Source organism: Sphingobium sp. TA15, assembly GCF_037101235.1.
GTDB lineage: Bacteria > Pseudomonadota > Alphaproteobacteria > Sphingomonadales > Sphingomonadaceae > Sphingobium > Sphingobium indicum.
Genome location: NZ_AP025355.1, coordinates 650,338 through 663,825 on the forward strand (window position 1 = coordinate 650,338; position 13,488 = coordinate 663,825).

The following is a 13,488-nucleotide window of genomic DNA, read 5'->3' on the forward strand; positions in this document are numbered from 1 at the left end:
GGAGCGCCTTACTATCAGATGATGCCGAACGTCCAGCCCTCTGTTGCGGCGATTTTCCGATCGAGCGGCGCCGGGTTCCACAGGCCGGGGCGCGGGGCCATGCGGCGCAGCCAGGCGGCGGTCAGGATCGCGTCGGCGCCGTGATCGTCGGGGGGAAGGCCCTCATGCGGTTGCGATTCGACGGCAAGGAGGGCGTCGTTCAGCGCAGGCAGGTCGCGCATCTTCGCCCTGCCCCTGGGGCGTCCGGCGGCGCGGGCGGCGATGCTGGTATAGATTTCCACGATCAGCGAGCCGCTTTCGGGCGGCGGGTCGAAGGGCCAGATGGGGACATGGGGATGGACGCGGTGGAGCAGGCGCATCCCTGAAAAGCTGGCCTTGGCGACCTGCGCCGCGCCGATGGCGTCATAGACGGTGGAGGGCTTGCCGCCGCCTTGCGCGTTGTAGTGCGCCTCGCAGGCGCGGTTGTGCATATAGTCCGCCTTGATGCCGTCGGCCTTGCCGAAATAGAAATGCCGGCGGTGGGTGCGTTCCAGCAGGCTGGCCGCGCCCAGGTCTTCGTCCGCGCAGATGCTCTCGACATAGGCCCAGAAGGCGGGGCCGGTGACGGGCACCTCGTCGCCGGGCAGATAGCCCTGGCGCGCGACATAGGGCGGGGCGAAGCTGAAATCGAAGCCGAACAGCGTCGGGGCTTCGGCCGCCGCGTGGACAAGCCAGTCCGCGACGGCGCTGCGCGACCAGAGGCCGCCGCCGTCCGGATGCTGGAGCCGGGGCGCCGCATCGCCGGCCTCGCACAGGGCGACGGCTATGCCCTTGTGACGCGAACCCTTTGCGCCGGACCAGTCGATGACGGCGTAGCGGACGAAGCGGGGCGTCATTTCGGGCGGCGTTCGGCCCTCAGGCGCTCCCAATAGGCCATGCGTTCGGCGATGCGCGCTTCGAAGCCGCGTTCGGTGGGGGCGTAGAAGCTCTGGGGCTGCATCTCTTCGGGCCAGTAATTGTCGCCGGAAAAGCCGTCCTGCGCGTCATGGTCGTACTGATAGCCCTTGCCGTAGCCGATGCTTTTCATGAGCCTGGTCGGGGCGTTCAGGATATTTTGCGGCGGCATCAGCGATCCGGTCTCGCGGGCGGACCTCCAGGCGGATTTCATGGCGCTGTAGGCGGCGTTGGATTTGGGCGCGGTGGCGCAATAGAGGCAGGCCTGGACGATGGCGAGTTCGCCTTCGGGGGAGCCGAGAAATTCATAGCTGTCCTTGGCGGCGAGGCATTGGACCAGCGCCTGCGGGTCGGCGAGGCCGATGTCCTCCGCGGCGAAGCGGACCAGGCGGCGCAGGACGTAGAGCGGCTCCTCCCCCGCGGTGAGCATGCGGGCGAGATAATAGAGCGCGGCCTGCGGGTCGGAACCGCGCAGGCTTTTGTGCAGCGCGGAGATGAGGTTGTAATGCCCCTCCCGGTCCTTGTCGTAGACCGCGACGCGGCGGTGGAGCAGGGCGGAAAGGCCCGCCGGATCGAGCGGCTGCGGGAGGTCGATGGAATATAGCGTTTCGACCTGGTTCAGCAGGAAGCGTCCGTCGCCGTCGGCGCTGGCGAGCAGGGCTTCGCGGGCGGCGGCGTCGAGCGGCAGGGGGCGGCCGGTCAGCGCTTCGGCGCGGTCGAGCAACTGTTCCAGCGCGCTCGCGTCCAGCCGGCGCAGGATCAGCACCTGCGCGCGGGAGAGGAGCGCGGCGTTGAGTTCGAAGCTGGGATTTTCCGTGGTCGCGCCCACCAGCGTGACGGTGCCGTCCTCCACGAAGGGGAGGAAGCCGTCCTGCTGCGCCCGGTTGAAGCGGTGGATCTCATCCACGAACAGCAGGGTCTTCTCGCCCCGCCGGGCATGGTCCTTCGCGGCGGCAAAGACCTTCTTGAGGTCGGCCACGCCGGAGAAGACGGCGGAGATCGGTTCGAAACGCATGCCCACCGCGTCGGCCAGCAGGCGGGAGATGGTGGTCTTGCCCGTGCCCGGCGGACCCCAGAGGATGATCGAGGAGAGGCGGCCGGCGGCGACCATGCGGCCGATCGCCCCCTCCGGCCCGGTCAGATGGTCCTGGCCGACGACCTCCGCCAGCGCGCGCGGGCGCAGCCTGTCGGCCAGCGGCGCGTCGGCTGGGACAGGGGGGATGTCGTCAGGAGCGAAAAGATCGGCCATTGTCCCGGATATAGGAAGGCTTTGGCTTTCAGGGAACAGGGCTGGACCGCACCAGCGCGCCATGTTCGCGTTGGCGGATGATGCGGATATAGGTGTCGACCAGCGCCTGGTTCACCTGGTCCCAGCCATAGCGTTCCGCTTGCCCCATGGAGGCTGCCCCGGCGGCGGCGCGGGCGGCGGGATCGGTGCAATAGGCGGCCAGCGCGTCGGCGAAGGCGGTGATCGCTCCGGGGCGGATCAGGCGGCCGGTGACGCCGTCGGCGACCAGGCTCTCGCTGCCGGTGGCGCGGGCGGCGACGGTGGGCAGGCCGCATGCCATCGCCTCCAGCGTGACGTTGCCGAAGGTTTCCGTGACGCTGGGGTTGAACAGCATGTCCATGCCCGCGACGGCCCGGCCAAGGTCCGCGCCCTTCTGAAATCCGGTGAAGACCGCGTTGGGCAGGCGGTTCGCGAACCATTGCCGCGCCGGGCCTTCGCCGACGATCAGCACCTTGTGCCGCACATTCTTCGCCGCCAGATGATCGATCGTGTCGGAAAAGACGTCGAGGCCCTTTTCCATCACCAGCCGGCCGATGAAGCCGATCACCGGATCGTCGTCCGCGATGCCGAGCGACCGGCGCCAGGCCATGTCGCGGCGGCCCGGATGGAAGATGTCCCGGTCTATGCCCCGCGTCCAGATGCCCACATCATAGCTCATCCGCTGTTCGCGCAGGAGCTGCGCCATCGATTCGGACGGCGCGACGATGGCGTCGCAGCGGCGGTAGAAGCGGCGGAGCAGCGATTCGATCACCGGCTCCAGAAAGGCGAGGCCGTAATAGCGCGGGTATGTTTCGAAGCGCGTGTGGACGGATGCGACCGCCGGCAGGCCGTGGCGGCGTGCCCAGGCGACGGCGCGATGGCCCAGCGGATCGGGGCTGGAAACGTGGACGAGGTTGGGGCGAAAGGCCCTCAGGTCGCGGCGCACCGCGCCCGACATGCGGTAGGGAATCCGATATTCGCGCCGGCCCGGCACCGGCACTGAAGGCGCGCTGACCAGGTCGCCCGCCGGTTCGAAGGCCGGGCTGTCCGTGGTGGGCGAATAGACGCGCACCGCCGCCCCCTGCCGCAGCAGATAGGCGACGAAGCGGTTGAGCGCCTGGTTCGCGCCATCGCGCACATAATTGTAATTGCCGCTGAAGAGTGCGACGCGAAGCCCCGTGACATCCATCCGCCGCCCTTAACGCAGGCAAGCGCAAAACCCAAGGGAACCGGGACGCCGTTCGGGATTTTTGCATGGCGGCGGCAATGACGGCCGGCCGGCGCGGTTGTTTCCCAAAGGAAGAGGATGCGTGATGACCGGGAGCTTTCGCAAAGGAGCGAGGGTCAAGTGGAACCGGGGGCAGGGCGTCGGCCGCGGGAGAATATCGGAACGGTTCGAGCGGCAGGTGGAGCGCCGCATCGAGGGCGCGGTCGTCAGGCGCAACGGTTCCAGCCGCGATCCCGCCTATCTGGTGGCCGCCGATAGCGGATGCGAAGTGCTGAAGCTGGGTTCGGAGCTTTCGCCGGCCTGAGTCCTTTTCCCGCCGAGCGGCCTTTTCCCGGCCATGGCTTCCGTGGCAAGGAAGGGCATGGCCGCTTGCTCCATGACCGTCGACGCCTTGCTGACCGGCATGCCCGTCCCCTTTCGCGACGGCGAGCATAGCGCGATCGCGAAGCGGCCGGTGTCGGGCGCGGTGCGGATCGGCTGGCTGGGCCTGGAAGGCGACGGCGTGGCCGACAGCGTGCATCACGGCGGCTGGGACAAGGCGATCCACCTCTACCCGCAGGACCATTATGGCTGGTGGCGCGAGCGCAAGCCGGGCCATCCCCTGCTGGCGAAGCCGGGCGCCTTTGGCGAGAATATCGCGTCTCGCGGGATGACGGAGGAGGACATCTGCCTTGGCGACCGCTTCGCGCTGGGCGGCGCGGTGGTGGAGGTGAGCCATGGACGGCAGCCCTGCTGGAAGATCGACCATCGTTTCGGCGCGCGCGACGTGATGGCGACCATCGTCAGGACGGCGCGATGCGGCATCTATTTCCGCGTCCTTCGGGAGGGGGAGGCGGAAGCCGGGACGCAGATGGAATTGCTGGAGCGGCCCTTGCCCCAATGGCCGATTGCGCGGGTGTTCCGGCTGTTGATCGGGGGCGGGCACAAGGGCGATCCGGACGCCGTGCGGGCGCTGGCGGACATGCCGGTGCTGGCCGAGGCATGGCGGGAGCGGGCGCGGAAACTGGCCTGACGGCGGAAGGGCGCGGCGCGGCGGCCGGAATCAGCCCCCGGTCTTCCCCCGCGCAAAGGCGACGAGCGATCCGAAGGTTTCGAACGTGTCGCCGTCTATATCCTCGTCCTCGATCAGGATGCCGAAGCGGTCCTCCATCTCGGTGAGCAGGCCCGCGACGGCCATGGAATCCAGTTCGGGCAGAGCGCCGAACAGCGGCGTGTCGGCATCGAAGGCGTCCACCCGGTCCTGCGACAGGGCCAGCACGTCGCGCAGCAGGGCGCGCATCATCGTTTCGATATCCATGGTCCGGTCGACCGGCTGTGCATTGTCCGCCCGCATGATGGGCGCCTACCTAGTCGTTCCGCCGCTAACCTACAAGCGCGGAAATGGCGGCGCGCGCAGCCGGGAGCCATATCGACGCCCTTCTGGGATTGAAGAAATCGAGCCGGTGGAGCGTTTCCCGCTCCTCCATCCAGTCGGTCTTGTAGCCGTTGTCGCCGGTTCCATAGTCGATCGTCGCGACATGATCCCGATCGATGGCGTGGGCGAACATCGCATGGCTGAGCAGGCTGCCGGGGGAGGCGCCGTCGAACCCCTGGTCATGGGCCAGCTTGTGGATCAGGGCGACGCCGTTCTCCACCGTCCATAGCTGGGTCGCCACCGGCTGGTCCTCCAGCCGCGCAAAGCCCAGGCGCAGCGTGCCGGCGGCGCTTTCCCGCCGGGCCAACGCATGAAGAAAGCGCAGATCGGCCTCCGGCTTCTTCCAGCTTCGCGCCTGCACGGCGGCATAGTCGCGCCACAGCGCGTCGGTCAGCCGGTCCGCGATGCTGAGGGTGAAGCGGCTCGCGCGCTTCTTGCGCGCGATCAGCGTGCGCAGGCGGCCGGGCCGCTGCGCCCAATAATCCGCGAAGGTCCGGCCATTGAGGTGCAATATGTGCCGCCCGCCCATCGGCCGCCGGACGCTGAACCAGCCGGCGCGGCGAAAGGCGTCGAGCAGCATGTCCGACGCGCCGGTGACGGGATAGAGGTCGATCTGGGCGCTGTCGTTCAACAGGGATTGGGCGATGACTTCGACCAGGCGGCGGCGCACGGCCTGGTCGGGAGGGCCGAGGAAGATCGGCGCCCAGTGGAAGCTGTACCAGTTGGCGAGCGCGCTGAGCCGTCCCGCGCCGGGCGAGAGCAGGAAAAGCCATGCCTGGCATTCCCCCTCCAGCGCCTGGAATATGCGGACGTCCGTCGCGGGAAAGCAGTGCGCGTGGAGCGATTCGAACCAGTCGATGCGGTCGAACAGCGACGGCGTGCAGGCGCGGTCGAGCGCCGGGCCCAGGGCCTGGCGCGCATCTGCGACGCTGCGATATTCCCTTGCGACCAGCAAACCATTATCTCCCCGTCGACAGCATCGCCTTTAGGAAAAAAGTCTGGAGATGGAGTTAAGCGATTCCCCCGCGCCCAGGGCGGCCCCCATGATCGATGGCGCGCAGGTGCGGCCGATCGACCATCTGCTGCTGCGCGGCGACCCGGAACGGCCCGCGCTGGACGGGCGGTCGGGCACGCAAAGCTATGCCGAACTGGAAGCGACATTGGGGCGGCTGGCGGCATGGCTGGCCGGATTCGGGCTGGAAAAGGGGGCGCGAGTCGCAAGCTGGGTCGCCAAGGGCCCGGTCGCTGCGCTGATGCCGCTCGCCGCGCCCCGCGCCGGGCTGGTCCATGTGCCGGTCAACCCGCTGCTCAAGCATGCGCAGGTCGCGCATATATTGGCGGACAGCGGCGCGTCGCTGCTGATCGGGACGGCCAGCCGCCTGGCGACGCTGGCGCCGGGCGACGTGCCGGAACGATGCGACCTGCACCGGGAGGACGATGCGGCCTGCGCGATGAGCGGCGGGGAGGCGCTGGCGCCGTCCCATGCCGCGCCTGACGAACTGGCCGCGATCCTCTACACCAGCGGATCGACCGGGCGGCCCAAGGGCGTGATGCTGAGCCACGCCAATCTCTGGCTGGGCGCTGTATCGGTGGCGGAATATCTGAAGCTGGCGGCGAAGGACCGGACGCTTTGCCTGCTCCCCTTCAGCTTCGATTATGGGCAGAACCAATTGTTTTCGACCTGGTTCTCGGGGGGATGCGCCTGTCCGCTCGACTATCTGACGCCGCGCGACGTGGTGAAGGCGGTGGATCGGTGGGACATCACCACCCTGGCGGGGGTGCCGCCGCTCTGGGTGCAGTTGACCGAGCTGGACTGGCCCGCCGACGTGGCGGCGAAGCTCAGGCGGCTCACCAACAGCGGAGGGGCGCTGACCCGGCCGCTGGCGGCGAAGTTGCGGGCGCTGTTTGCGCGGGCGGACCTCTACCCCATGTATGGGCTGACGGAGGCGTTCCGCTCCACCTATCTGCCGCCCGCGCTGGTGGACAGCCATCCCGACAGCATGGGATCGGCTATTCCCCATGCGGAGATACTGGTCGTTCGTCCGGACGGTTCGGTGGCGGGCGACGACGAGGCGGGCGAACTGGTGCATTGCGGGCCGCTGGTGGCCAAGGGCTATTGGCGCGATCCGGCGCGCACGGCGGAGCGGTTCAGGCCTGCGCCCGCGGCCTCCCGCTATGGCGGCATGGCGGTGTGGTCGGGCGACACCGTCCGCCGGGATGCGCGGGGACTGCTTTATTTCGTCGGACGCGACGACGCCATGATCAAGTCCGCCGGCAACCGCATCAGCCCCACGGAGGTCGAGGAAGCCGCCGTCGCGGTGGAGGGGATTGGCGAAGCGGTGGCGCTGGGCGTCCGGGACGATCGGCTGGGGCAGGCGGTGCTGTTGTTGTTGCGCGGCGCTTCGCCGGAGCTAAAGGCGCAGGTGGAGGCGCGGCTTCGGCAGGAGCTTCCCAATTTCATGCAACCGCGAGAGATCGTCATGCTGTCCGAATTTCCCCGCAATCCCAATGGCAAGATCGACCGCGTGGCGCTGGCGAAGGAATTTGCGGCATGAAGCCGATGGGACCGATCCCGCCCTTCTTCGCGGGCGAGGAGGGCATGTTGCTGATCGGCGGCTGCGGCGCGGCGAGCCTGGTCGAGGAGGCCGGGGACACGCCGCTGTTCGTCTATGACATGGGCATCGTCGAGGGGCAGGCGCGGGCCTTTCGCGACGCCATGCCCGCGGCGCTGTCGCTCCATTATGCGGTGAAGGCCAATCCCCATGCCCTCCTGCTGGAGCGGATGGCGAAGCTGGTGGACGGATTCGACGTGGCGTCGGGCGGGGAACTGGCGCGGGCGCTGGAGGCGGGGATGGACGCTGCCCATATCAGCTTCGCCGGGCCGGGAAAGCGCGACGATGAACTGATCGTCGCCATAGACAGCGGCGCGACGATCAACCTGGAGTCGGAGGGCGAGGCGCGGCGGGCCATCGCGCTCGCGGAGCGGCGCGGCAGGACGCCGAAGCTGGCGGTGCGGGTGAACCCGGATTTCGACCTGAAAGGGTCCGGCATGCGCATGGGCGGCGGCGCCAAGCCCTTCGGCGTGGACGCGGAGCGCGCGGCGGCGCTGGCGCGCCGGGTGATCGAGGCCGGGGGCGAGTGGCGCGGCTGGCATATCTTCGCCGGCAGCCAGGCGCTGGGGGCGCAGGCGCTGATCGAGACGCAGGCGGCGACGGTCGATCTCGCCGCCCGCCTGTCCGAAGCGGTGGGGGCGGCGCCGCCGCTGGTCAATCTGGGCGGCGGCTTCGGCATTCCCTATTTCCCCGGCGACGAACGGCTGGACATCCGGCCCATCGGGGATGCGCTGGGCGGGATGCTCGACCGGCGGGCGGACATATTGCAGGACAGCGCCTTCGCCATGGAACTGGGCCGCTGGCTGGTGGGGGAGGCGGGCGTTTACCTGACCCGCATCGTCGATGTGAAGAAGAGCCAGGGCGAAACCTTCGTCGTCGTCGACGGCGGGCTGCACCATCAACTCGCGGCGAGCGGCAATTTCGGCACGGTGGTGCGCCGCAACTATCCCATCGCCGTCGCCAATCGCTTCGGAGAAGCCTCGGCGGAGGATGCCGTGACGGTCGTGGGTTGCCTCTGCACGCCCATCGACAGGCTGGGCGACAAGGTCGCGCTGCCGCCGGTGGAGGAGGGCGACCTGGTCGCGATCTTCCTGGCGGGGGCCTATGGCGCCTCGGCCAGTCCGGCTGCCTTTCTGGGTCACCCGGCGCCTCGGGAACTGCTGATCGGCTGATTTTAATCAACTGATTTGCCAATAACTTAACTCCTAACGCTATTTTTACCCTTTGGGGGCAAGAAGGCCGTCGAAGCTGAATGCTCGACGGTTGCCGGCGCCTCCCCTTGGCGGTTGTCGGCGCGGCCGCGAAAAGGGGTGAATCTATGCGTTTCCTGTCACTTTCCCGCGCGTTGATCGGCGTGTCCCTGCCGGCTCTGGCTCTTTCGGGCTGCGCTTCGGGCGGGGGCGCGCCCAACCTGCCGCCGGCGTCCTTCGTTTCGACGCAGGAGGGGCCGGGCGAGGAATATGTGATCGGCCCGCTCGACGACCTAACCATCTTCGTCTGGCGCAATCCCGACCTGGGCGCGAAGGTGCAGGTGCGGCCCGACGGGCGCATCACCACGCCGCTGATTTCCGACATGCCGGCGGTGGGCAAGACGCCCCGGCAACTGGCCGACGACCTGAAGGTGGCGCTGGGCAAATATATCGAAAATCCGCTGGTGTCGGTGATCGTCAACAATTTTTCCGGCACCTTCAGCCAGCAGGTGCGGATCGTCGGCGCGACCGAAAAGCCCGCCTCCATCCCCTATCGCGCCAATATGACGCTGCTCGACGCGATGATCTCCGTCGGCGGCCTTTCCGAATATGCGGCGGGCAACAGGGCGAAGCTGGTCCGCTTCAACAAGGAAACCGGCAAGCAGCAGGAATATCAGGTCCGCATCGGCGACCTGCTGAAGCGCGGGGACAGCAAGGCGAATGTCATGCTGGCGCCCGGCGACGTCATCATCATTCCCGAAAGCATGTTCTGACATGGCGGCGCTGGTCGACGAACTGCTGGTCATCCTGCATGGCCTCTGGCTCCGCCGCTGGCTGGCGCTGGCCGTGGCCTGGGGCGTGTGCCTGGCTGGCTGGCTGGGCGTGGCGCTCATCCCCAACAGCTATGAATCCAAGGCGCGTGTCTATGTGAACACCCAGTCGCTGCTGGAGGACAAGGTGGGCATCACCCAGGTCCAGGCGCAGCAGGACCTGGACCGCCTGCGCCAGACCCTGGCCAGCACCGCCAATCTGGAGCGGGTGGTGAAGGAGACCGACCTCAACCGCACGGTCGACGGGCCGCGCGACCTGGCGGCGAAGATCACCAAGCTGCGCGAGACGATCACCGTCATGGCGCAGCTAGACCCCAGCATGATCGACATCAGCGCCACATGGGCCAATTCGGGCCTGTCGGACGGCGCCAATGCGCGCATTTCGCAGCAGATCGTGCAGAAGCTGGTAGACATATTCCAGGAAACCAACCTGTCCTCCGACAAGGTGGAGACGAGCCAGAGCCTTGCCTTCCTGGACCAGCAACTGGCGGCGCGGGGCAAGCAGCTTGCCGCCGCCGAACAGCGCCGCGTGGAATTCGAGCAGCGCTATGCGGGCATGCTGCCGGGCGCAGGCTCCATCGGCCAGCGCATGGACGCCGCCCGGTCGGAGATCAACAGCATCGAATCGCAGCTTGTGCAGGCGCAGAGCGCATTGGCGGCGATGAACGGGCAATTGGCGGGCACGCCGCAGACGCTGCCGGGCGTGGGCGCTTCGGGCGCTCCTTCTGCCCTGGCGCAGGCGCAGGCGGACCTTGCCTCCATGCGGGCGCGGGGCTTCACCAACAGCCATCCGGACGTGATCGCGGCCCAGCGGCAGGTGGACCTGCTGCGCGGGCAGGGCGGCGGCGGCGGGGCGGGCACGCCCAACCCGGCCTATCTTTCGATCCGGTCGATGCAGGCGGAACGCGCCGCGACGGTGCAGGGGCTTTCCGCCCGCAAGGCGCAGTTGCAGGCGGACCTGAACGCCATGGCATCCCGCCAGACGGACGAACCGGGTCTTGCCGCCGAGCAGGAACGGCTGGACCGCGACTATCAGGTGCTCAAGACCCAATATGACAAGATGCTGGCCGACCGCGAGGAAATCCGCCTGCGCGGCGACGTGAAGTCGGAGACCGGATCGGTCCAGTTCCGCATCGTCAATCCCCCTAGCCTGCCGACCGCTCCGGCCGCGCCCAACCGGCCGCTGCTGCTGTTGGGCGTGCTGGTCCTGGGGCTGGGCGCGGGCGTGGGCACGGCCTTTGCCGCGGCGCAGCTGAAGGGCGGCTTCCCCAATGCGGCGCGGCTGGAAAAGGCGCTGGGCGCCTGCGTGATCGGATCGATCAGCCAGACCGTCAACGCGGCGCAACTTGCGGCGGAAAGGCAGCGGATGAAGTGGTTTGCGGGCGCCAGCGGCGGCCTTGCGGCGCTGTGCCTGTTGCTGATCGTCATCGAATTCGTCCAGCGCGGGCTGGCCTGAGGAGGGACCGGAGATGAACAAGCACAAGTCCCTTTCCGGCGGATCGCTGATCGAGCGGGCGACCGAAATCTACGATTTCAGCGCGGCCCTGCGCGGGCGCGCCGCGCCGGCGGTGGAGGTGCCGGAGGGCGAGCCGGTGGTGGAGATCGCGCAACCCGCGCCCGCCGCCGCCGAAACGCCTGTCCCCGCCCATCGCGCGCCGGACTGGATGGGGCCGGTGCAGCCGATCGACCGCATCGCGCTGGTCGAGGCGGGCTATCTGCTGCCCGACGGTCCCGTCACCGCGATGAGCGAGGAGTTCCGGTTGCTCAAGCGCGACCTGCTGGCCGAACTGGCGGGCAATGCGCGGGGCAACCGGGTGCTGGTCTGTTCCGCCCATAGCGGGGAGGGAAAGAGCTTCTGCGCGATCAACCTGGCGCTCAGCCTGGCGGCGGAGAAGGATCGCGAAATCCTGCTGGTCGACGCCGATTTCGGCAAGCCCGGCATTCCGCAGGCGCTGGGCCTGACGGCGGGGCCGGGCCTGATGGACGCGCTGGCCGATCCGGCGGTGGCCATAGAGGATTGCGTGCTGCGCACCGACATTCCCTCGCTCTCCGTCCTTCCGGCCGGGCAGCGGAGCAACAACGACACCGAATATCTCGCCTCCGCGCGGACGGAAATGCTGCTGGACCGGCTGACCGAGGGGCGGCCCGACCGCATCGTCCTGTTCGATTCGCCGCCCTTGCTGGCGGCGTCTCCGGCGGCGGTGCTGGCCGGTCATGCCGCCCTCGCGCTGCTGGTCGTGCGGGCGGACAGGACGACCGAAGGCGCGCTGCGCGACGCGGCCGGGCTGCTCAAGGGCGCGTCCAAGGTGAAGCTGCTCCTCAACGGCGTGAACTTCGCCACCGGCGGGCGCCGTTTCGGCGGCTATTATGCCCAGGGCCATGACGGGGAGCATGCGGGCTGATGATCTCTCGCATCGCCCTTATTCTCGCGGCCGTCGCCCTGGCCTCGCCCGCCCTTGCGCAGGACGGGGAACGCAAGGTCGACGTCGCGCCCTATCTGGGCATCGACCAGGTCGTGGTCGCGCCGATCCAGGGCGGCGGCGACGTGCTGACCTATACCAACGTCATCGCGGGCGTGACCGCCAGCATCCAGACGCGGCGGCTGGAGGCCTCCGCCGACCTGCAATATGCGCACAGCTTCGGCTGGGGCGGCGACCTTAGCGACCAGGACGTCATCAGCGGCATCGTCAGCGGCCAATATGGCCTGGCGCGCGGGCTGACGCTGAACGCGGGCGGCCTTGCGGCGCGGGTGCGGACGGACGGGCTGTCGGGCGCGTCGGTGCGCAACGACGGCTATAGCAGCCAGGTCTATGCCGGCTATGTCGGGCCGTCCTATGTCACGCGGCTGGGCGATCTGGACATCGGCCTGTCCTATCGCCTCGGCTATGCGCGGCTGGAGGATGACGTGAATGTCGACTTCCCCGGCGCGCCGCTGGGGAACGGATTTGCCGAGTCCACCACCCATGACCTGATGGGATCGGTGGGCGTGGGGCCGGGCGTGTGGATGCCGCTGGGCCTCGTCGCCAGCGCGGGCTATGGCCGGGAGGATGCGAGCCAGCTCGACCAGCGGTTCGAGGACGAATGGGCGCGGCTCGACGCCACCCTGCCTGTATCCCCGACGCTCGCCCTGATCGGCGGCGTGGGTTACGAGAAGATCGAGATCAGCCAGCGTTCGCCCCTGCTGGACGGCAACGGCGTGCCGGTTATCTCCTCCAGCGGCCGCTACGTCACCGACGAAGGATCGCCGCGCCAGCTGATCTACGATTTCGACGACATCATCTGGGATGTCGGCGTGCTGTGGCGGCCGACCCATCGCACCTCGCTGACCGCGCGGGTGGGCGAACGCTATGGCGGCATGACCTATTCGGGCAGCTTCATCTGGCAGGGGCGCGACAAGTCCTTCGCGCTGGTGGTGTTCGACGGCATCGACAGCTTCGGGCGGGTCATCACATCCGACGTGGCGGCGCTTTCGGGCAGCGACCTCGACATCGTGCGCAACCCCTTCACTGGCGATTTCACCGGCTGCGCCTTCTCCACCACCGGCGGCGGGCAGTGCTTCAACGACGCGCTGGCCGGGGTCACGGGGGTGAATTTCCGCTATCGCGGCGTCGCGGCCCAGTTCGCGGCCGAACGCGGGCCATGGGGGATGGGCATCGGCGCCGGCTATTCGCAGCGCAAGTTCGTGACGCCTTCGGGCGAGACCGTGCTGGTGCGCGGTTCGCGGGACCAGAACTGGTACGGCAACGCCTCGCTCACCTATCGCGTCGACAGCCGGTCGAGCATCGATACGGCGGTCTACGCCAATTATTTCGACGCCAGCGGCAACCGGCTGGACGTGCTGAACCTGGGCGCCTTCGCCAGCTATTACCGGCTGGTCACGCGCAATTTGCAGGCGTCGGCTTCGGTCGGCCTCGACAGCGCCAAGGCGGACGATCTGGACGCCGTCATCAACGCCATGGGCCAGTTGGGCCTTCGCTACACATTTTAAGCCAATGCCCGGTCGGGTGGAGAGAT

The 13,488-nt window shown here is 68.3% G+C and carries 13 protein-coding genes; 8 read left to right on the plus strand and 5 right to left on the minus strand.

The genetic code is table 11. The annotated features are described in order from the left end of the window. Positions 1–14: 14 nt before the first annotated feature. Genes Sj15T_RS03275 through Sj15T_RS03285 form a run of 3 tightly spaced genes read right to left on the minus strand, consistent with a single transcriptional unit; the run spans position 15 to position 3,389 of the window. On the minus strand, positions 15–875 hold the full coding sequence (locus Sj15T_RS03275) for a hypothetical protein (protein ID WP_007682833.1): 861 nt from the start codon (positions 873–875) through the stop codon (positions 15–17). Further along, positions 872–2,182 carry a replication-associated recombination protein A gene (locus Sj15T_RS03280; RefSeq protein ID WP_013039861.1) on the minus strand — a complete coding sequence of 437 codons (1,311 nt, stop codon included), beginning with the start codon at positions 2,180–2,182 and terminating at the stop codon, positions 872–874. The genes Sj15T_RS03275 and Sj15T_RS03280 overlap by 4 nt, the downstream gene beginning before the upstream one ends. Positions 2,183–2,210: 28 nt before the next feature. Beyond that, the gene (locus Sj15T_RS03285; protein ID WP_013039862.1) at positions 2,211–3,389 is read right to left on the minus strand and encodes a glycosyltransferase family 1 protein; all 1,179 of its coding nucleotides are present in this window, start codon (positions 3,387–3,389) and stop codon (positions 2,211–2,213) included. A gap of 124 nt (positions 3,390–3,513) precedes the next feature. On the opposite strand from Sj15T_RS03285, the gene Sj15T_RS03290 reads away from it, so the two are divergent. Both Sj15T_RS03290 and Sj15T_RS03295 read left to right on the plus strand, forming a co-directional pair. Then, positions 3,514–3,732 (plus strand): DUF2945 domain-containing protein, encoded by a 219-nt coding sequence (locus Sj15T_RS03290; RefSeq protein ID WP_007682839.1) that lies wholly within the window; start codon positions 3,514–3,516, stop codon positions 3,730–3,732. Positions 3,733–3,789: 57 nt separating this feature from the next. Continuing rightward, on the plus strand, positions 3,790–4,440 hold the full coding sequence (locus Sj15T_RS03295) for an MOSC domain-containing protein (protein ID WP_013039864.1): 651 nt from the start codon (positions 3,790–3,792) through the stop codon (positions 4,438–4,440). A 30-nt stretch (positions 4,441–4,470) separates the two neighbouring features. On the opposite strand, the gene Sj15T_RS03300 is transcribed toward Sj15T_RS03295, so the two are convergent. Further along, the gene (locus tag Sj15T_RS03300; protein WP_013039865.1) at positions 4,471–4,761 is read right to left on the minus strand and encodes an acyl carrier protein; all 291 of its coding nucleotides are present in this window, start codon (positions 4,759–4,761) and stop codon (positions 4,471–4,473) included. Between the two features lie 28 nt (positions 4,762–4,789). Then, on the minus strand, positions 4,790–5,797 hold the full coding sequence (locus tag Sj15T_RS03305) for a GNAT family N-acetyltransferase (protein WP_013039866.1): 1,008 nt from the start codon (positions 5,795–5,797) through the stop codon (positions 4,790–4,792). Between the two features lie 88 nt (positions 5,798–5,885). Between Sj15T_RS03305 and Sj15T_RS03310 the strand changes: the two genes are divergently transcribed. The 6 genes from Sj15T_RS03310 to Sj15T_RS03335 all read left to right on the plus strand — a co-directional run bounded on the left by Sj15T_RS03310 (position 5,886) and on the right by Sj15T_RS03335 (position 13,462). Further along, positions 5,886–7,397, plus strand: coding sequence for an acyl-CoA ligase (AMP-forming), exosortase A system-associated (locus Sj15T_RS03310; RefSeq protein WP_041385838.1), 1,512 nt, complete (start codon positions 5,886–5,888; stop codon positions 7,395–7,397). Then, entirely contained in the window at positions 7,394–8,626 is a 1,233-nt protein-coding gene (locus Sj15T_RS03315) for a pyridoxal-dependent decarboxylase, exosortase A system-associated (RefSeq protein WP_013039868.1), read from the plus strand. The genes Sj15T_RS03310 and Sj15T_RS03315 overlap by 4 nt, the downstream gene beginning before the upstream one ends. A 146-nt stretch (positions 8,627–8,772) precedes the next feature. After that, entirely contained in the window at positions 8,773–9,417 is a 645-nt protein-coding gene (locus tag Sj15T_RS03320; RefSeq protein ID WP_007682845.1) for an XrtA/PEP-CTERM system exopolysaccharide export protein, read from the plus strand. Position 9,418: 1 nt separating this feature from the next. Continuing rightward, positions 9,419–10,930 (plus strand): XrtA system polysaccharide chain length determinant, encoded by a 1,512-nt coding sequence (locus tag Sj15T_RS03325; RefSeq protein WP_013039869.1) that lies wholly within the window; start codon positions 9,419–9,421, stop codon positions 10,928–10,930. A 13-nt stretch (positions 10,931–10,943) separates the two neighbouring features. Beyond that, positions 10,944–11,876 carry a P-loop NTPase gene (locus Sj15T_RS03330; protein ID WP_013039870.1) on the plus strand — a complete coding sequence of 311 codons (933 nt, stop codon included), beginning with the start codon at positions 10,944–10,946 and terminating at the stop codon, positions 11,874–11,876. Then, complete coding sequence (locus Sj15T_RS03335) at positions 11,876–13,462, plus strand: hypothetical protein (protein WP_013039871.1); 1,587 nt, start codon at positions 11,876–11,878, stop codon at positions 13,460–13,462. Before Sj15T_RS03330 ends, Sj15T_RS03335 begins: the two co-directional genes overlap by 1 nt. Positions 13,463–13,488 lie beyond the last annotated feature (26 nt).

Excerpts from the sequence above, each read along its gene's own strand:
- Sj15T_RS03275 (WP_007682833.1), bottom strand. The coding sequence starts at position 875 with ATGACGCCCCGCTTCGTCCGCTACGCCGTCATCGACTGGTCCGGCGCA.
- Sj15T_RS03280 (WP_013039861.1), bottom strand. The coding sequence starts at position 2,182 with ATGGCCGATCTTTTCGCTCCTGACGACATCCCCCCTGTCCCAGCCGAC.
- Sj15T_RS03285 (WP_013039862.1), bottom strand. The coding sequence starts at position 3,389 with ATGGATGTCACGGGGCTTCGCGTCGCACTCTTCAGCGGCAATTACAAT.
- Sj15T_RS03290 (WP_007682839.1), top strand. The coding sequence starts at position 3,514 with ATGACCGGGAGCTTTCGCAAAGGAGCGAGGGTCAAGTGGAACCGGGGG.
- Sj15T_RS03295 (WP_013039864.1), top strand. The coding sequence starts at position 3,790 with ATGGCCGCTTGCTCCATGACCGTCGACGCCTTGCTGACCGGCATGCCC.
- Sj15T_RS03300 (WP_013039865.1), bottom strand. The coding sequence starts at position 4,761 with ATGCGGGCGGACAATGCACAGCCGGTCGACCGGACCATGGATATCGAA.
- Sj15T_RS03310 (WP_041385838.1), top strand. The coding sequence starts at position 5,886 with ATGATCGATGGCGCGCAGGTGCGGCCGATCGACCATCTGCTGCTGCGC.
- Sj15T_RS03315 (WP_013039868.1), top strand. The coding sequence starts at position 7,394 with ATGAAGCCGATGGGACCGATCCCGCCCTTCTTCGCGGGCGAGGAGGGC.
- Sj15T_RS03320 (WP_007682845.1), top strand. The coding sequence starts at position 8,773 with ATGCGTTTCCTGTCACTTTCCCGCGCGTTGATCGGCGTGTCCCTGCCG.
- Sj15T_RS03325 (WP_013039869.1), top strand. The coding sequence starts at position 9,419 with ATGGCGGCGCTGGTCGACGAACTGCTGGTCATCCTGCATGGCCTCTGG.
- Sj15T_RS03330 (WP_013039870.1), top strand. The coding sequence starts at position 10,944 with ATGAACAAGCACAAGTCCCTTTCCGGCGGATCGCTGATCGAGCGGGCG.
- Sj15T_RS03335 (WP_013039871.1), top strand. The coding sequence starts at position 11,876 with ATGATCTCTCGCATCGCCCTTATTCTCGCGGCCGTCGCCCTGGCCTCG.